This is a genomic window from Flavobacterium sp., from assembly GCF_013823965.1.
Taxonomy (GTDB): Bacteria; Bacteroidota; Bacteroidia; order Flavobacteriales; family Flavobacteriaceae; genus Flavobacterium.
The window spans coordinates 1-18,454 of sequence record NZ_PNNA01000014.1 but is presented as its reverse complement, the minus strand read 5'-3'; the positions used below and the strand labels follow the sequence as shown (position 1 = coordinate 18,454).

Sequence of the window (18,454 nt, the reverse complement as noted above, 5' to 3'; positions counted from 1 at the left end):
GGTTCCAAGTTCTGCTTTTGAGTCTCCTTTCGTGGGTCCGGCATTTCCGGTTGTGGCAATGGCGTAGTCCGTTTTCATTATGCTTTTGACGTTGATGGCCATTTGTTTTGCCACTTCGGCACTTACAACGGAATATTTATTTATTAATTCTTCCGAAAGACCCAAAACCGAGATTTTGGTTTCCGTCGCATACGACACTACGCTGCCTTTAAAATAGTTGGATGCTCCTGAAACCGATGTAAGCAACTGCGCAATATTGCCTCCAGTGCAACTTTCGGCAGTGGAAATGGTTTTATTTTGTTGCTTCAAGAGTTTTCCAACGACCGTTTCCAAGGTTTCATCATCATCAAAACCAACGATGATGTCACCAATTATTTCAGTCAAGGAAATCACGTTTTCTTCGATGGATTTTTCCAAAAACTCTTTGTCGGTTCCTCTTGCGGTAAGACGCAATCGCACTCTTCCCGGCGCGGGTAAATAGGCTAATTTTATGAATTCGGGTAAATTGTTCTCCCAATCTTCAATTTGCTCGGCCACGGCACTTTCGCCTCGACCATACGTCATAATGGTTTTATGAAGAATGTAGGGACGTTTGTATTCACGAACCACTTTGGGAATAATTTCGTTTTCGACCAAGTATTTCATTTCAAAAGGAACTCCTGGAAGCGAAATAAAAACGGTGTTTTCTTTCTTCATCCACATTCCCGGTGCCGTTCCCACTTCGTTGTGAAGCACGGTACATTTTGAAGGAACAAGGGCTTGATCTTTGTTGATTTGCGTGATGGTTCGTTTGTAAAAACCTTCTATCAACTTGGTAACATGAGCCAGTACTGCTTCATCAACAACTAATTCGTCGTCGAAATAATCACAGAAAGTTTTCTTGGTAATATCGTCCTTCGTTGGACCAAGTCCACCCGTAATCAGGACCAAATCAACTTTGTTTTGAAATTTCAGGAAAGTATCGACAATATGATGTTTGTCGTCACTGATGGAAATCATTTCGTGAATTTCAACACCTATTCGATCCAGTGATTTAGCTATAAAAGCGGAATTCGTATCGACAATTTGCCCTATGAGAATTTCGTCGCCTATAGTAACTATGGCTGCTTTCATTATTAATTTTGGATTTAAGATTTATTGGAAATTCAAAAAAAGAATTTGAATTTGAAGAAATGAAAACCAGCAAGATTATCTATAAATCGAAATCTTTTTTCAATTCTTTTACGGCATCTTCTACCTGATTTTTGACACTCTTAAAAGTTTCTTTGATTTCTTTCTTTTCACCCTCAGCTTTTGTCCAAGCTTCGATTTGAAGAATCTCTTCGAAAGCTACTTTTAAACCAAGTAAATCGAGTGTTGGCTTAACTTTATGAGCGTAAGCATAAGCATGTTTATGATCTTTCTTCTTGATTCCTTCCTTGATTTGTGCTAAATCTTCTGGGACTTCCGTAACAAATAACGTCACGATTTGCAGGACAAATTCTGGGTCGTTATCTGAAAGTGCGTACACTTTTGCTAGGTTGTAATGTAATGCCATTATTTTATTTGTATACTAAATAGTTTATTTCCTTCTAAAAATCCTTCTAAAACGTCTTCCGACTTCACAGCTGCAACACCCGCGGGAGTTCCAGTAAAAATAATGTCACCAATTTTTAAAGTAAAATATCGCGAAACATAAGAAATGAGTTCATCAATTTTCCACAACATATGACTGGCATTACCTTTTTGTACCAATTTACTATTGTTTGTCAATTCAAATGTAATATTTTCCAATGAATTAAATTGTTTTTTTGGTAAAAATTCTCCTATGACTGCCGAACCGTCAAAGGATTTGGCTTTTTCCCAAGGCAATCCTTTTGATTTTAATTCATTTTGAATATCACGTGCCGTAAAGTCAATTCCAACACTAATTTCATCATAATATTTATGGGCAAACTTGGTGTCAATATATTTTCCGACTTTGTTTATTTTAACAATGAGTTCTATTTCGTGGTGAATGTCATTCGAAAATTCAGGAATGACAAAAGGATGTTGTTTCAACAAAACTGCCGAATCGGGCTTCATGAAAATGACAGGCTCTGATGGTCTTTCGTTTTGCAACTCTTCAATATGATTGACATAATTCCTGCCGATACAGATAATTTTCATTATTTACTTTTAAAAATTAACTCCATTTATTGTTTAATTTCCTCAACTTGATTGCCGTCAATACTTTCTTGGTATATAAAGGAAAATCCGCATTTTGAATCCAACTGAAATAACCCGGCTCTGTTTCTAAAACCTTGTCGACTTTTACTCCTTTGTGTTTTCCAAAAGTAAAAATCTCGTCATCATCTTTGTCAAAAGCAATCATTCCGGCAAAATCGGCTATTTTTTTTCGGGTAGTAAATTCGGAGAGCGATTTTATGTCGTTTTCCAATTCTGGGTAACGGTCTAATTGCGCTTTCATAATTTCATAAGTCGCCATAGTATCTGCTTCGGCAGAATGCGCATTTTCGAGACTTTGGCCACAATAAAATTTTAATGCCGCGCTCAATGTTCGCTCTTCCATTTTGTGAAAAATGGTTTGAACATCAACTGAAACTCGATTCTTCATGTCGAAATCTACTCCAGCTCGAAGTAACTCCTCGGCCAATAACGGAATATCAAAACGATCCGAATTGTATCCTGCCAAATCCGAATCCTTGATCATGTTGTAAACCTGTGAGGCCAACTCACTGAATGTTGGTTCATTGGCCACTTTTTCGTTGCTGATTCCGTGAATGGCGGTTGATTGAGGTGGAATTGGAATAGTTGGATTTACTAACCATGTTTTACTTTCCTTATTTCCGTTGGGAAAAACTTTGAAAACAGATATTTCAACAATTCGATCTTTGGCGACATCAATTCCGGTGGTTTCTAGGTCGAAAAAACAAATTGGTTTATTAAGCTTGAGCTCCATTTATAAATTTTAGAATGACAAATATATCTTTTTGAACTTACCGTTCGTCGATTAATTAAAAAAGTTTTGGATAAAAAACCAAAACCCGACCCCATTTAAAAAAAGGTCGGGTTTGTGTATTAAAATTTCACGTTAAACGTAAAAATCGCTATCCAAATCAAATGCTTCCAGGTATTCGGCAACGCGTTTCACGAAACTTCCTCCCAATGCACCATCCACCACGCGGTGGTCATAACTGTGGGAAAGGAACATTTTTTGGCGAATGCCAATAAAATCGCCTTCGGGAGTTTCGATAACTGCCGGCACTTTTCTTATCGCTCCAAGAGCCAATATTCCCACTTGCGGTTGATTGATAATTGGCGTTCCGAAAACACTGCCAAAAGTCCCCACATTTGTAACTGTATAAGTTCCGCCTTGAGTGTCGTCCGGTTTTAGTTTTCCAGCTTTGGCACGGTTTCCAAGGTCATTTACGGCTTTTGCCATTCCTACCAAGTTCAATTGATCCGCATTTTTTATAACTGGAACGATTAAATTTCCATTTGGCAATGCCGCTGCCATTCCAAGATTTATATTTTTCTTTTTGATGATAAAATCACCATCGACGGCAATGTTCATCATTGGAAAATCTTTCAGGGCTTTGGCAACAGCCTCCATGAAAATCGGAGTGTAAGTCAACTTCTCGCCTTCTCTTTTTTCGAAAGCAGCTTTAACTTTGTCTCTCCATTTTACAATATTTGTCACATCGACTTCTATAAATGACTGCACGTGTGCCGAAATTTGTACCGAAGCCACCATGTATCCGGAAATCAGCTTGCGCATTCTGTCCATTTCGATGATTTCGTCACCTCCGTTTACAGAAACTGGCGAAGTCTGTGGTTTATTGATTGCAGCTTGTGGTTGAACCGCCGGTTTTGGTGTCTCGACTATACTTGATACAACAGAACCTCTGTTTTTTATATAATTTAAAATATCTTCTTTAGTTACTCTTCCTTCTTTTCCAGAACCAGAAATATTTTCTAATTCGGCAAGAGAAACACCTTCTTCTTTGGCAATGTTTTTAACCAACGGCGAGAAGAATTTATCAGAATCCGAGAAATTGGTTGGCACTGAAATTGATTCTTTGGCAACCTCAATACTTTTTTCTATGGCTGCCACTTCAACTGGAGCAACAACTTCTTTTTTTATTTCTGAAGCCGGACCACTTTCGGTTTCAATAATGGCAATTGTCTGGCCTACTTGAACCAAATCGTCTTTACCAAACAATTGCTCCACCAAAACGCCTGAAACTTCGCTTGGCACTTCACTGTCTACTTTGTCAGTGGCAATTTCGAGTACGGCTTCGTCAGCTTCAATTTTGTCGCCTACTTGTTTCAACCAATTTGTTATGGTTGCTTCTGCAACGCTTTCTCCCATTTTTGGAAGTTTCAATTCAAATCTTGCCATATTATTAACCCAAAAGGTGATTTTGATTTTATGAGTGCAAAATTAGTAATTATTTTTAGTTTGAGTCAGGAATTACACAAATTTACGTGAATTCAAAAATCTTGGATATTTATGACTTGTCCCCTATCAAAACTACTGTTGCTACCAATCACGAAATCAGACGATTCCGGAATAATTTTAAAAGTGAAGTTCTTGTTTTTATTTGTTTCGAAAGCCTGGATTATGGTCTTAAAATCGAGATGGTTTTGGTCGAAAACAATTTCTGTATTTCTATTTTTCGCAAACGATTTCGTAATATCTTGCAATTCCACTAAAGTTTGCCATTTATTTTCTAATTTTTCTCTCAAAATCTCATCTCCAGACACAAGAATATATTTTTCTGGCTCCAACTTCGGTTTTGGTTTTCCTTGAAGCATTTTAACCATTGAAAAAAAGACAATTCCCATTTCCATAAAAACCGAAAACAAAAAGGAAATGCTGAAATGTTTTTTATAGAAAAAATTCATCGCTTCACGGAATCGCTTCATATAAGTTCCGTCTTTGACCGTGCTTTCTCCTTTATAATGAATGACAGAAGTTTCGTGGAAATAATAGTTTGACTTCCCTTTTTGCAAAGCCATGAACGACAAATCGATATCGTCAGAATACATGAAACAATTCTCGTCGAAACCACCAATTTCATTGTACAATTCTCGTTTCATCACCATAAAAGCACCAACCAGGATAGCGACTTTTCCAGTTTCGTCCTCGGATAAATGTTGGGCATAATATTCACCAAATAATTTTGGAAAGATTTTATACAAGCCCGTAATTTTGGTAAAAGCAACAAACGGCGTTGGAATTCCGCGTTTACTTTCTGGGAGGAAATTTCCAGTTCCGTCGATGAGTTTCACGCCCACAATTCCCAAATCTTTTTGTTTTTTGGCGAAAGCCAACACTTTCGTAAAAGTATCTTCGGCGACAACGGTATCGGGATTGAGGATGCAAATATATTCGCCTTGGGCTTGACTTACGCCAATATTATTCCCTTTCGGGAAACCTAAATTTTCGCTGTTTTCAATGAGTTTCACGTTAGGAAAACGCTCTTTCATCATCCTGCAACTATCATCCTGGGAATGGTTGTCGATGACAATAATTTCGGCATCGATATTTTGTATGGCATTTTGAACACTCAGAACACATAATTCCAAGAAGTAGCGCACATTGTAATTGAGGATGATGACGGATAATTGCATTGGACAAATATAATTGAAAAAATAATCTTTCAATGTTTCCTGTTTTGATATTAATAGACAAAAAAAAAAGCTGCTTCATAACGAAACAGCTTTCCTTCTTATTCAATAAAAGAAGTTTTTATTGTCCGGCTTCTTTTTTGGCATCTTGCACCATTTTGTCATTTGCAGTAATGGCAAATTCCACGCGACGGTTTTGGGTTCTTCCTTCAGGTGTGTCATTGGTCGCAATGGGTTCAGCAATTCCCAACCCAGTCGTTTTAAAACGGGAGGCAGCCAAGCCCTTTGCAATTAAATAATTTTTAACTGATTCAGCTCTTTGTCCAGAAAGTGTCAAATTATATTCTGGTTTTCCCGTATTGTCAGTATATCCAAAAATTTCGATGTTAGTATCGGCGTATTCGTTAAATACTGGAATCAATTTATCTAAATTTGCTTTTGCTTGTGTAGTCAATGTAGATTTATTGATATCAAAACGGACCGCATTTTCGTTCAAAACCAAACGAATTCCTTCGCCAACTCTTTCCACGTCAGCACCTGGCAAGGCTTGATCTATTTCTCGGGCTTGTTTATCCATTTTGTTCCCTATCAAGGCACCGGTTCCTCCTCCTATTGCAGCGCCAATAAGTGCACCTCCAGCAGTTCCAATTTTTGAATTATTCCCGATTATGGCACCAATCAAAGCTCCTGCTCCTGCTCCAATTCCTGCTCCTTTTTGAGTGTTGTTCGTGTTTTTTAATGATTCACAGCCAGTAAAAAGTGTAGCTAATAAAAACAAACTGCTTATTCCTAAAATTGATATTTTTTTCATGATTTTTTAGTTTTTAGTGGAAATGATTTTTTCGAATTGATACGTAACTTCTTTGTTTTGCCCTCCAACATTGATAGTGTCAATCAGTTGAAATGAAGTTTCCGTCTGATTGTCCACACGCAATAAATAACCTTGAGTGACTGTTTTGGATTTCACTCCGGCTTCCACAATTTTCAGCACAAAAACGCCCTCCTTGTTGATGCTCCAAACAATGGGCGAACTAAAAGCAGGACAATCCGATTGTGTCAAACTCATGTTTCCTTTGTTGTTGTTCGAAATAAAATGCCAAGTACTTCCGACAAAACATTTAGAATCGGCAATCTGGAAAGAATTTACCTTAATGTAATCGGAACCCGGATAAGTGACGTTAGTAATGACCCAATCTCCCTTGATGGCCACTTGGGAACTTCTGTCCAATTTAGTGCTGGCAACTGGTTCACTTTTTACCGGTGTACCGGTGGCTCCTGATTTACTTTTGCAAGCAAAGAAAAAAATAGCCACTATCATCAATGCAATTGTTTTTTTCATTTTATAGTCTTTTTAAGATTAAACTTGATACAAAGGTACAAGGAAGCCTTCAAAAAATGTTTCAGAACAAAAGCATTTTGTATCAAAATTAACAGTTCCGACATTTTGTCACTTTGACTGCAATTGGTATCTTATTTGAAGAAAAGAAAGTCAATTGTAAAACTATTAAAAACAAAAAATATGGCAACTGGACAAATTAACGTTTCGGTAGAGAACATCTTCCCACTAATCAAGAAATTCTTGTATAGCGATCACGAAATATTCTTGCGTGAATTGATTTCGAATGGAACAGATGCTACCCTAAAATTAAAACATTTAACCAGCATTGGCGAAGCCAAAGTAGAATACGGCAACCCAATTCTGGAAGTTAAAATCGACAAAGAAGGCAAAAAACTGCACATCATTGACCAAGGTTTGGGTATGACTGCCGACGAAGTGGAGAAATACATCAACCAAATTGCTTTTTCTGGAGCCGAAGAATTTTTGGAAAAATACAAGGATTCTGCCAAAGATTCAGGAATCATCGGTCATTTTGGTCTTGGATTTTACTCTGCCTTTATGGTGGCTTCGAAAGTGGAAATCATCACCAAATCATACAAAGACGAACCGGCAGCCCACTGGATTTGCGACGGAAGCCCAGAATTCACTTTGACTTCTGCCGACAAAACCAGTCGCGGAACGGAAATCATTTTGCACATCGCCGAAGATTCGTTGGAATTTTTGGAAGAATTCAAAATCAAAGAATTGCTGAACCGTTACAACAAGTTTATGCCTATTCCAATTAAATTTGGAACTAGAACAGAAACACTTCCAAAACCGGAAGATGCTCCAGAAGACTACGTAAACGAAACCATCGAATTGGACAACTTCATCAACAATCCAAATCCGGCTTGGACTAAACAACCAACCGAATTGGAGGACGAAGATTATAAAAAATTCTACCACGAATTGTATCCAATGCAATTTGAGGAGCCTTTGTTCCACATCCATTTGAACGTGGATTACCCGTTCAACTTGACCGGAATTTTGTATTTTCCAAAATTGGGTTCCGATTTGCAAATCCAAAAAGACAAAATCCAATTGTACCAAAACCAGGTTTACGTTACCGACAACGTGGAAGGAATCGTGCCTGAATTCTTGACAATGTTGAAAGGGGTGATTGATTCTCCGGACATTCCGTTGAACGTTTCCCGTTCCGGTTTACAAGCCGATGGTGCCGTGAAGAAAATTTCGAACTACATCACTCGTAAAGTAGCCGACAAATTGAAATCCTTGTTCACTGAAAACCGTGAAGATTTCGAACAAAAATGGAACGACATCAAAATCGTTTTGGAATACGGAATGCTTTCCGAGGATAAATTCTACGAAAAAGCAGGTGCTTTTGTTTTGTACCCAACGGTTGACAACAAATACTTCACTTTGGAAGAATTGAAAGAAAACTTGAAGGAAAACCAAACCGACAAAGACGGAAAATTGGTGGTTCTTTATGCAGGAAATAAAGAAGCGCAACACTCTTACATCGAAATTGCCAAAGAAAAAGGATACGAAGTATTGCTTTTGGATTCACCAATTATCTCGCATTTAATCCAAAAACTGGAAAGCGACAACAAAGATTTGACTTTCGTTCGCGTCGATTCAGACCATATCGACAATTTGATCAAAAAAGAGGAAACCACGATTTCCAAATTATCGGATACTGAAAAAGAAAGCTTGAAAACCTCGTTGGAAACTTATATCCCAAAAGCCTACACCGTACAATTGGAAGCTTTGGATAGCAATGCTGCTCCGTTTATCATCACGCAACCAGAATTTATGCGTCGTATGAAAGAAATGAGTCAATCTGGCGGCGGCGGAATGTTTGGAATGGGCAATATGCCGGAAATGTACAACTTGGTAGTAAACACCAATTCCGACTTGGCTTCCAACATTTTGAAAACCGAGGACAAATCGGCTCAAGAAAACTTGGTAAAACAAGCTTTGGACTTGGCTAAATTATCCCAAAACCTTTTGAAAGGCGAAGAATTGACGGCTTTCGTGAAAAGAAGTTTTGATTTGATAAAATAAGCAGAGAACCCATTTTATGCAATAAAATGGTGTGAATCGCTTATTCCGAACTTGGTTCGGAATCTTTCGAAAATAGAAAATTCGAAACCTGCAAGTGAAAATTTGCAGGTTTTTTTGTTTTGGCGCAGAACGAATGTTTTTTCACGTTAAAAACTCATTCGATGATTTGTAAATAAATATCTACATATTTGACAAAGTGATACTACACATAAATGCAATCATTTAAAACAAAAACTGGCAATTTTATGGGTATATAAAAGTTGGGCAACAGCAACGAGAACCGAAAAAACAAACAACATTTGTTTCTTAAAAAGGAAACTTATACCTTTACAGAAAATTAAGATTACTAAAAAATGGATTATAAATTTAAAGTTGAATTTCTTGAACCAGTTTTAGAGTTTTTGGAAAATCTAGACCCGAAATCTAGAGAAAAAATACTTTATAATATTTGGAAATCGAGAAGTGTTAACGATAATGAACTATTCAAAAAACTAGATGGCGAGATTTGGGAGTTTAGGACTTTATACAACAAACAATATTTAAGACTTTTTGCTTTCTGGGATAAATCAGATAAAAAAGATACAGTCGTGATTTCTACTCACGGCATTATAAAGAAAACAGACAAAACCCCGAAAGTAGAAATTGAAAGAGCAGAATCATTAAGAATAAAATATTTTAACGAAAAAAAATAAGATTATGAAAACATATAGTTTAGATGACGTAACAGATAAATTCGTTGGAGAAAAAGGAACAATAAGTAGAGAAAATTTTGAAAACGAATTGAAAATTGATTTGATTGGTCAAACAATTAAACAAATTCGTAAAGAACGAAATTTGACACAAGAACAATTAGGAGAGTTAGTTGGCGTAAAAAAAGCTCAAATTTCAAAAATTGAAAATAGCTTAACTGACGCAAGATTCGATACGATTATTAAAGTTTTTAAAGCCTTAAATGCCAAAATTAATTTTAATGTAGAATTACTAAATCAGAATATAGCAATCCACTAAAATTGCCGATTGCCCAACAGCCACAACGGATTTGGGCAATTGGCTTAATGGAAAGATGGTTTTGTATCTGAATGATTTGGCAAATCCGAAAATAGGGCTTAATTTAGTACCAAACCCGCTGAAGTGCCAAGAAGTTAGCAGCAAGGCACAGAAAACAATACACCTACAGATTTTATGAAGAAAATATTTTTTCTGTTATTCATATTTTGCATTTTTGGATGTAAAACCCAAAAATTCTTATTAGAAGATTCAGGTAATGATAGTTTATATTTATCCGATTCAATACACAAAATATTTAAAGCTGGGAAGATTAGCAAAAAGCCAATTATTCTTATTAATGGTACTTTATTTGATTATGAAAAAAGTTTACAAACCGTAAAATTGAAGTTAAAAAAAGAGGATTTACTTTACATTAGTTATTTAGATCCAAAAGCAGCTCAACAATTATATGGAACTAACGAAGGTAAAAAAGGTGTTGTAATAATTGAAACTAAGAGTAAATAATGCACCTAATTTTAATTATACTACCTCTATTATTTCAAATTATTTTTGGCAGAAAAGCTATTGGAGGAGATATTAAATTGAGCTTTGGAACCATTTGTATACTTAGTTTTTTTGGTCAAATTCTATTAACCATTTTAGCATTTAACCTAATTGTATATTATCTTAAAAAAAACAATAATCCTTGTGGAATGCCATTAGTTGGACTTGTAATGTTTTCGTTATTATTTACTGTAATCTTATTGATAACAATATTTATTCAATACAGAATTAAAAAATCTTATGGAGATGATGATGAAATTGAAGATGAAGTTGAAGACGAAAATGACAAAATAGATGACGAACAAGATGATGAAGATGAAGAATACGAAATTAATTGAAAAGCGAAGAATTGACAGCTTTCGTGAAAAGAAGTTTTGATAAAATAAGTATCAAGAAAATAGTATTAAGTATTAAGACTCGCAAAATGAAAAATAAGGGGTCTTTTTTTGTTCAAAAAAACCACATATTACCTAAAGAATCACGAACTTTGAACGTAAATTAAATATTTAAAAAATGACTGTACACATTGAAACTCCTGCATTACTATTCTCCGCTACCTCTTTGATTTTATTGGCTTACACCAATCGATTTCTTACCATTGCCACCATCATTCGAGGATTGAAAAAAGCTTACAAGGAAAAAGAAAGCAGTATGGTTTTATTGGAGATCAAAAACCTCAACTTGCGATTGACACTCATTCGCTATATGCAAATGGCGGGCGTTTTGAGTTTGTTCTTGTCGGTTTTCACAATGTTGTTATTGTATTTGGACCAGCAAGAATTTGGTGTTTCTTTTTTTGGTTTAAGCCTACTTAGTTTGCTCATTTCATTGGGATTATCGTTTTGGGAAATCAACATTTCTGTTGGTGCACTTCGAGTGCATTTGAGTGATTTAGTCGAAAAAAAAGAAGTAAAACAGTAAACTAAAGTAACGAAAAAAAACATTCCACTATAATTTCAACAGCAACGGGGACAAATTTAAAAAAACGCTTTACTAATAATTATCGATTTATTATTTCATGATTTAGTAATCGGATTGGTCAAGTCTTTACAAGATTTGGACAGGAAACAAACATTTTGAAAAAGCAAGACACAATGAATATTGCTCTTGGGAACTTGACTGAAATTAGATTAAAAAATTACTTGCCGAGAATTTACGATAAATTTTTAAAAGTTCTAACCTTCAACTCGCAACTATACCCTATTTTTGCCCCTCACTAAAATAAATTAAAATGTTTGATATTACTTTGACAGAATTGGTAGGTTATTTAGCATCATTAGTGTTGATGATTTCATTTTTAATGAAAAACATAAATACATTAAGAATAATTAATTCGACTGGATGCTTATTATTTGTGGTTTATGGCTTTATGTTGACGACATCTTGGCCAATAATCATTTCTAACAGCTTCATATTGGGAGTCAATATTTATTATTTGATCAAACACTTTCGAAGCAAATAGTTCTTTGATGCTCGTGTGTCAATCTATATTAACAAGAAGTGACTTTTGAAACAACAAGTAATCATTCCTTAAATATTTAACACATAGTATTGATTTTTAGATTCTTATACCTTAACTTCGTGAAGTTTAACAATCTAAATTTTATATTATGAGAAAATTATTGGCTGAATTTTTTGGCACGTATTGGTTGGTTTTCGGTGGTTGTGGAAGTGCTCTTTTTGCTGCTGGAATTCCAAATTTAGGAATTGGATTTGTAGGTGTTTCGCTCGCTTTTGGTTTAACCGTTTTGACAATGGCATATGCCGTGGGTCATATTTCGGGAGGACACTTTAATCCTGCCGTTTCTTTTGGATTATGGGCCGGCGGTCGTTTTTCTGCAAAAGAATTAGTGCCTTATATTATCGCTCAATGTGTTGGAGCCATTGCTGCCGCAGGAACTTTATTTACTATTGCTTCCGGCAAAGTTGGATTTGCCATCGACGCAACTAAAGCCGGTACATTTGCTTCCAATGGTTTTGGCACTTTTTCGCCTGATGAATATTCCATGCAATCGGCTTTTATAGCAGAGTTTATTTTGACACTATTTTTCTTGTTGGTAATTCTTGGCGCAACGGACAAATTTGCCAACGGTAAGTTCGCCGGTATTGCCATTGGATTGGCCCTAACCTTAATTCATTTAATCAGCATTCCTATTACCAATACTTCCGTAAATCCCGCTCGTTCTTTGTCTCAAGCCATATTTGTGGGTGGAGAACCTTTGTCCCAAGTTTGGTTGTTTTGGCTGGCGCCAATATTAGGCGCCATTGTAGCTGGTTTAATCTATAAAAACTTGTTGCAGGAAGATGAAATAGCATAATTACTTTATCAAATAAATTTTTAAAGAGAAAAGCAAAGATGAAAATCTTCGTTTTTCTCTTTATTTTTGCAATATGAATCCACTTTTTCAATCGGAACCGATAGTTTTAAATTTGCCGGATGCAGAAATTATTTACTACCCTCATTTTTTCGACAGAAATGAGGCCGATGCTATTTTCGTCGAATTAAAAAATGACATTCCTTGGCAACAAGACGACATTTGCGTTTATGGAAAAATCCATCCTCAACCTCGCTTGACCGCTTTGTTTGGAAACGAAGGAAAACCATATTCCTATTCGAATATAAAAATGCAACCTCATCCTTGGAATTCGCTTCTGCTAAAGCTGAAATCACATGTCGAAAGTGTTTCCGACACAAATTTTACAACGGTTTTGCTCAATCAGTATCGAGACGGAAAAGACAGCAACGGTTGGCACGCTGACAACGAAAAAGAATTGGGCATCAATCCAATTATCGCTTCGGTCAGTTTTGGTGCTGAGAGAGTTTTTCAGCTTAAACACCATTCAATTCCGGATCTAAAACAGAACATTTTGCTCGAACATGGAAGTTTACTACTGATGAAAGGAACTACCCAACATTTCTGGAAACATCAAATTCCAAAAACTTCAAAACCCATTGGAGAGCGAATAAATCTAACATTTCGTGTCATCCAATAATCATATTACCCAAAAATCATTAGATTTGGAACAAAATATTGATTATGAACGAGATTACCGCTTACTTTTCGACAATCCCTTCTTCGCACAGAAGTTTGATTCTTGTTGGTGGAATTACCCTTTTTTGGTTAATCGAAAATACTTTTCCGCTCTTTAAATTCAATTATAAAAAATGGGAGCATGCGGGAATTAATATTTTTATGACGTTGACTACAATACTGGTCAATTTTAGTTTGGCATTTATTTTATTGAACGCTTCCGATTGGACAATTCTAAATAATTTTGGCGTGTTGCAATGGCTTCCAGAAATGCCACTTTGGCTTTATACATTGGTTGGTTTGCTATTACTCGATTTAATTGGCGCTTATTTGGTTCATTTGGTAGAACACAAAGTTAAATTTCTCTGGCGTTTTCACTTGATTCATCACACAGACATATGGGTAGACACGACTTCTGGCAACAGACATCATCCGGGCGAAAGTGTCATTAGGTTCCTCTTTACCACGTTAGGAGTTCTAATTGTTGGAAGTCCAATGTGGCTGGTTTTTATGTATCAAACCATTTCGGTCGTTTCCACTCAATTTACACATGCAAATATTTCCTTGCCTAAAAAACTGGATGTTTTTTTGAGCTATTTTATAGTGTCTCCAAATATGCACAAAGTGCATCATCATTACATTTTGCCTTATACAGACAGCAATTACGGAAATATTTTTCGGTTTGGGATCGCATTTTTGGAACATACATGTATCTGCCAAAAGAAGAAATCGTCTATGGAATCGACACTTATATGGAGCCTGAAGACCACAATCAATTGAAGAATTTATTAAAAATACCGTTCAAAAAATACCGTTCTCCCAAAAACAATTAAAAACAGTAAAAAAAAATCTCTTTTGATAAAAAGTAATTATTTTTTTTATTAATATTGGGAACATATTTGAAATCAAATCTATTAACCATTAACTATTACCCTTGAATTAATTTTCACCTAATGAAGAAGAGTAACCGAAAAGAATTAACCTGGGAACAAACAGAAAAACTTGTTGCGTTTGCCTTGGAGGAAAAAAACCCTTTTGAAATCATAAAGAAAGAATTTGGTTTAGCCGAAAAAGAGGTTCTTGAAATTATGAAAAAAAAGATGCCCGCAGAAAAATTTGAAATGTGGAAAAAGAAAGCCACTGCAAATAAACCAAAACCAAAACCTCTTAAAATAGATGATTTCGATGAAGATTTAGACGGAAAATATTATATAAAAAACAAACTCGATTAATCACAAACTCCTTCAAGGAGTTTTTTTTATTCCTATTTCAGGCTTTTAATATCTAAAATGCTTGTGCCTATTTCCTTATTTCAAGGCCTATCGGCTTTGATAAAAACAATTATTATAAAATGAAAAAAATATTTTTGGCATTTACATTTGCCACGGTTCTTTGGAGTTGCAAAACAGCCAATATCACGACAGCAATTTCACCTAAAAAAGAAGTTCAAGTGAGCATAAATCTGGTCGAAATCAAAAATGACAAAGTTTTGGTTACCGTAAATCCACCGACAATTTTGACAGATAAAATCACCTATCACTTACCAAAAATGGTTCCCGGAACGTATTCTGAAGATAATTTTGGCAACTATATTGATGACTTAAAAGCTTTTGACTATAAAGGAAATGCATTGGAAACAAAAAAATTAGACGAGAATTCTTGGTCGATTGCCAATGCAAAAACTTTGGATAAAATCACTTATCTGGTAAACGACACTTATGACATTGAAACTGAAAAAAGTTTTGGCAGTGATGCTATTTTTTCGCCTTCAGGCTCAAACATTGATGCCGACAAAAATGTTATGCTCAACACGCATTGCTTTGTGGGTTATTTTTCAAATTATATGGAAATCCCCTATAAATTAACCGTTTTGCATCCGGCTAAACTTTGGGGTACAACCTCAATGACAGACGAAGATCCAAGTGCAACAAAGGATTTATTTGTAAGTGCCCGCTATTCTGAATTGGTCGAAAATCCAATCATGTATTCAAAACCTGACTACACCTCTTTCAATGTTGACGGTATGGAAATTCTAATTGCCGTATATTCTCCAACTGGAAAAATCACCGCAGAGAGTCTCAAACAGGACATGAAAACGATGATTGCCGCCCAAAAACAATTTTTAGGCAACATAAACACCACAAAAAAATACAGCATATTATTGTATTTGTCTTCAATGGAAAAAGATGCCCAAGGCTTTGGCGCTTTGGAACATCCGACTGCAACCACCGTGGTATTTCCAGAAATGATTCCAAAAGAAAAGTTGAGTATAATGATGAAAGACGTGGTTTCGCATGAATTTTTTCATATCGTGACTCCGCTGACAATTCATTCCCAAGAAATTCAAAATTTTGATTACAATTTCCCAAAAATGTCCCAGCATTTATGGATGTATGAAGGCGTGACGGAATATTTTTCGAATCTTTTTCAAATCAATCAAGGATTAATTGACGAAGAAGAATTTTACAGCCGCATTGCAGAAAAAATAGAGGAGGCAAAAAAAATGGATGACACGATGCCTTTTACAACAATGAGCAGTAATGTGTTGACAAAACCTTACAAGGATCAATATTTGAATGTCTATCAAAAAGGAGCTCTCATCGGAATGTGCATAGACATCATCATAAGAGAAAATAGCAATGGCGAAAAAGGAATTCTTGATTTAATGCAAAAATTATCCCGCGAATATGGCGTTTCCAAAGCCTTTAACGATAACGAACTTTTTGACAAAATCACTGAATTGACTTATCCAGAAGTGGGTGCATTCTTAAAAACTTATGTTTCGGGACCAACACCTATTCCGTATGAAACTTATTTGGCAAAAGTTGGCCTGACAAAAGTATTCGAGAAAATTCCCGGAAACATATTCGAAAAAGACGGTAAACTATACATTGCGATAACGGACAAAAAAGGGGAAATCATAGTTAATTCGAATATGGAATTAAACGTTTTCTTTACCAATTTAGGTCTTTTGGCTGGCGACATCATACTGGCCGTCAATGATAAAAACTACAAATCGAATACAGTCAATGAAATACTTTATGACTGTGAAAATTGGAAAGAAAATGACGCCATTACCCTAAAAATAAGACGCGATGGGAAGGAACAAATCATTAAGGGAAAAGTAAAATTACCAACCGAAGAAAAGGAAAGCTTTAAAACCAACGACCCATCAAAATCTGCATTAAAAGAAGCTTGGTTAAAAAGGTAAAGCATATCAGCTATTTAACAAAATCTAAATTTAGAAATAGATTGGAATTTTTTTAAAAATCATTTCGACAATATTCAATCTATCCAAACAATTTTCTTTATTTTGCAAAAAATATAAAACCAATGAAAAAAACTATTATTGCATTTGTCACGCTTTTAATTTTGTCATCTTGTAACAAGAACGAATCAGGAACAAACTTACATCTTACCGGAAATATTAAAGGATTAAAAAAAGGAACTTTATACATCCAAAGAGTTGTTGACACTAATCTTGTGGCAATTGACACCTTAATTATTGACGGCAATTCAAAATTTGAAACTGATTTGAACTTGGAATCTCCCGAAATGCTTTATTTATTCTTGGACAGGGGCGTGAGCAATTCAATGGACAATAATCTATTGTTTTTTGCCGAACCAGGAACCATAAACATAGAAACAAATCTAGATTCTTTCATTGGAAGTGCCAAAATTACCGGTTCTAAAAATCAAGATATTTATGAAGAGTATCAAAAAATAAATACTCGATTTAGAGATCAAAACCTTGACATGATTCAACAAAAATTCAATGCCATCAAAAGCAATAATCAAAAAGCCATAGACAGTTTGAATGCAAGTCAAGAAAGCAACACCAAACGCAAATATTTGTTTGCTACCAATTTTGCCCTAAACAACAGGGACTACGAAGTGTCTCCTTATATTGCCTTGTCAGACATTTATGATATTAATGTAAAATATTTGGATACCATTCAAAAAGCGATGTCTCCAAAAGTGGCAAAATCAACTTATGGAAAAAAATTGACTGAATATGTAGCCAAAGTAAAAGCCCAGAAATAAACTTGATTTAACTCCTGTTTAAATAGTAAACCCGTCTTGTTTCAGAAACAAGACGGGTTTTTTTGAACTAAAACTTTATAAATACTTATCTCAAACCAGCCGTTAAAACAGAAATAACGGCAAATATCATAATCAAGGCATATAAAGACAAAACAATCAAAGCCATAATGCCCATAAATTTGTAATGTGATTTCAAATACTCGAAAGAAGCTGTCAGTGATTTAGAATCATTGTCCCTCAAAGCAATCTTTGCTTTTGAAGCAAACTTATTCAAATAATAAACCGGAAAAAAGTAAAACACGGCTATAATCAAATACAAAGCAGATATAAATGAACCTCCCATTGCACCAAAATTATTCATTTCCCGACTCAAATTACCAATAAATGCAAACACTGCTCCTGCAAAAATTGCTGCTAGAACAATAAAAACAATTCCAATATAGCCCAAAATGGACAAAAAGCAAGCCCATTTAGCGGTCTCTTTCAAAAATCCTTTGGCAGATACATTCAACCGTAATTCAAATTCTTCAATTTCCGAATACTCTTCCATAATAGTTCCGTTTTAAGGTTAGACCTCAAATCTAATGAAAAAAACAGAATTCCACTCTATTGATTCTCCTTACCAAATATTACAAAACGAAAAAACCACTTAACAAAAGTTAAGTGGTCTTATTAAAGAGCCGGCGGAGGGACTCGAACCCACGACCTGCTGATTACAAATCAGCTGCTCTAGCCAACTGAGCTACGCTGGCGACTCATTACGGGTGCAAATATAAGTCTGAATTTGAATTTTCCAAAATAAATTCAA

At 35.4% G+C, this 18,454-nt stretch carries 20 protein-coding genes, 1 tRNA gene and 1 pseudogene; 12 read left to right on the top strand and 10 right to left on the bottom strand.

The window, feature by feature from the left end:
- The 8 genes from C0430_RS01685 to C0430_RS01650 all read right to left on the bottom strand — a co-directional run.
- The coding region (locus tag C0430_RS01685) for a CinA family nicotinamide mononucleotide deamidase-related protein (RefSeq protein WP_290864821.1) at nucleotides 1–1,113 on the bottom strand (1,113 nt) is incomplete at its 3' end.
- Nucleotides 1,114–1,192: 79 nt separating this feature from the next.
- Entirely contained in the window at nucleotides 1,193–1,537 is a 345-nt protein-coding gene (locus C0430_RS01680; RefSeq protein WP_290864819.1) for an Hpt domain-containing protein, read from the bottom strand.
- Complete coding sequence (locus C0430_RS01675; RefSeq protein ID WP_290864817.1) at nucleotides 1,537–2,148, bottom strand: fumarylacetoacetate hydrolase family protein; 612 nt, start codon at nucleotides 2,146–2,148, stop codon at nucleotides 1,537–1,539. The genes C0430_RS01680 and C0430_RS01675 overlap by 1 nt, the downstream gene beginning before the upstream one ends.
- A 16-nt stretch (nucleotides 2,149–2,164) precedes the next feature.
- Nucleotides 2,165–2,941, bottom strand: a complete 777-nt coding sequence (locus tag C0430_RS01670) for a 3'-5' exonuclease (protein ID WP_290864815.1) — start codon at nucleotides 2,939–2,941, stop codon at nucleotides 2,165–2,167.
- A gap of 132 nt (nucleotides 2,942–3,073) precedes the next feature.
- Nucleotides 3,074–4,384 (bottom strand): dihydrolipoamide acetyltransferase family protein, encoded by a 1,311-nt coding sequence (locus C0430_RS01665; RefSeq protein ID WP_290864813.1) that lies wholly within the window; start codon nucleotides 4,382–4,384, stop codon nucleotides 3,074–3,076.
- A 92-nt stretch (nucleotides 4,385–4,476) separates the two neighbouring features.
- Nucleotides 4,477–5,619 (bottom strand): glycosyltransferase family 2 protein, encoded by a 1,143-nt coding sequence (locus C0430_RS01660; protein WP_290864823.1) that lies wholly within the window; start codon nucleotides 5,617–5,619, stop codon nucleotides 4,477–4,479.
- 118 nt (nucleotides 5,620–5,737) lie between these two features.
- A complete protein-coding gene (locus C0430_RS01655) occupies nucleotides 5,738–6,427 on the bottom strand; it encodes an OmpA family protein (protein ID WP_290864811.1) in 690 nt (229 codons plus the stop codon).
- 6 nt (nucleotides 6,428–6,433) lie between these two features.
- Nucleotides 6,434–6,955, bottom strand: coding sequence for a lipocalin family protein (locus tag C0430_RS01650; protein WP_290864809.1), 522 nt, complete (start codon nucleotides 6,953–6,955; stop codon nucleotides 6,434–6,436).
- Between the two features lie 180 nt (nucleotides 6,956–7,135).
- Here C0430_RS01650 and htpG point away from each other — a divergent pair, with 180 nt between their 5' ends.
- From htpG to C0430_RS01585, 12 genes and pseudogenes are all read left to right on the top strand, one after another.
- The gene (htpG, locus tag C0430_RS01645; RefSeq protein ID WP_290864807.1) at nucleotides 7,136–9,019 is read left to right on the top strand and encodes a molecular chaperone HtpG; all 1,884 of its coding nucleotides are present in this window, start codon (nucleotides 7,136–7,138) and stop codon (nucleotides 9,017–9,019) included.
- Nucleotides 9,020–9,372: 353 nt separating this feature from the next.
- Nucleotides 9,373–9,711, top strand: a complete 339-nt coding sequence (locus tag C0430_RS01640) for a type II toxin-antitoxin system RelE/ParE family toxin (protein WP_290864805.1) — start codon at nucleotides 9,373–9,375, stop codon at nucleotides 9,709–9,711.
- A 4-nt stretch (nucleotides 9,712–9,715) separates the two neighbouring features.
- A complete protein-coding gene (locus C0430_RS01635) occupies nucleotides 9,716–10,027 on the top strand; it encodes a helix-turn-helix transcriptional regulator (RefSeq protein WP_290864803.1) in 312 nt (103 codons plus the stop codon).
- A gap of 174 nt (nucleotides 10,028–10,201) precedes the next feature.
- On the top strand, nucleotides 10,202–10,531 hold the full coding sequence (locus C0430_RS01630) for a hypothetical protein (protein ID WP_290864801.1): 330 nt from the start codon (nucleotides 10,202–10,204) through the stop codon (nucleotides 10,529–10,531).
- On the top strand, nucleotides 10,531–10,908 hold the full coding sequence (locus tag C0430_RS01625; protein ID WP_290864798.1) for a hypothetical protein: 378 nt from the start codon (nucleotides 10,531–10,533) through the stop codon (nucleotides 10,906–10,908). Before C0430_RS01630 ends, C0430_RS01625 begins: the two co-directional genes overlap by 1 nt.
- A 175-nt stretch (nucleotides 10,909–11,083) precedes the next feature.
- The gene (locus tag C0430_RS01620; protein ID WP_290864796.1) at nucleotides 11,084–11,491 is read left to right on the top strand and encodes a DUF2721 domain-containing protein; all 408 of its coding nucleotides are present in this window, start codon (nucleotides 11,084–11,086) and stop codon (nucleotides 11,489–11,491) included.
- Between the two features lie 689 nt (nucleotides 11,492–12,180).
- Nucleotides 12,181–12,888, top strand: coding sequence for an aquaporin Z (gene aqpZ, locus C0430_RS01610; RefSeq protein ID WP_290864792.1), 708 nt, complete (start codon nucleotides 12,181–12,183; stop codon nucleotides 12,886–12,888).
- Between the two features lie 73 nt (nucleotides 12,889–12,961).
- Entirely contained in the window at nucleotides 12,962–13,564 is a 603-nt protein-coding gene (locus C0430_RS01605; protein ID WP_290864791.1) for an alpha-ketoglutarate-dependent dioxygenase AlkB, read from the top strand.
- Between the two features lie 44 nt (nucleotides 13,565–13,608).
- Nucleotides 13,609–14,435, top strand: a pseudogene (locus C0430_RS01600) (sterol desaturase family protein).
- A 120-nt stretch (nucleotides 14,436–14,555) separates the two neighbouring features.
- Nucleotides 14,556–14,834: a DUF2805 domain-containing protein gene (locus C0430_RS01595; RefSeq protein ID WP_290864788.1), complete on the top strand. Its 279-nt coding sequence runs from the start codon at nucleotides 14,556–14,558 to the stop codon at nucleotides 14,832–14,834.
- 119 nt (nucleotides 14,835–14,953) lie between these two features.
- Nucleotides 14,954–16,813 (top strand): peptidase M61, encoded by a 1,860-nt coding sequence (locus C0430_RS01590; RefSeq protein WP_290864786.1) that lies wholly within the window; start codon nucleotides 14,954–14,956, stop codon nucleotides 16,811–16,813.
- Nucleotides 16,814–16,935: 122 nt separating this feature from the next.
- A complete protein-coding gene (locus C0430_RS01585; protein ID WP_290864784.1) occupies nucleotides 16,936–17,646 on the top strand; it encodes a DUF4369 domain-containing protein in 711 nt (236 codons plus the stop codon).
- An 85-nt stretch (nucleotides 17,647–17,731) separates the two neighbouring features.
- Here the strand turns inward: C0430_RS01585 and C0430_RS01580 are convergent, their stop codons facing one another.
- Both C0430_RS01580 and C0430_RS01575 read right to left on the bottom strand, forming a co-directional pair.
- On the bottom strand, nucleotides 17,732–18,196 hold the full coding sequence (locus C0430_RS01580) for a DUF5362 family protein (protein ID WP_290864782.1): 465 nt from the start codon (nucleotides 18,194–18,196) through the stop codon (nucleotides 17,732–17,734).
- Between the two features lie 128 nt (nucleotides 18,197–18,324).
- Nucleotides 18,325–18,398, bottom strand: a tRNA-Thr gene (locus C0430_RS01575).
- Between the last annotated feature and the right edge of the window lie 56 nt (nucleotides 18,399–18,454).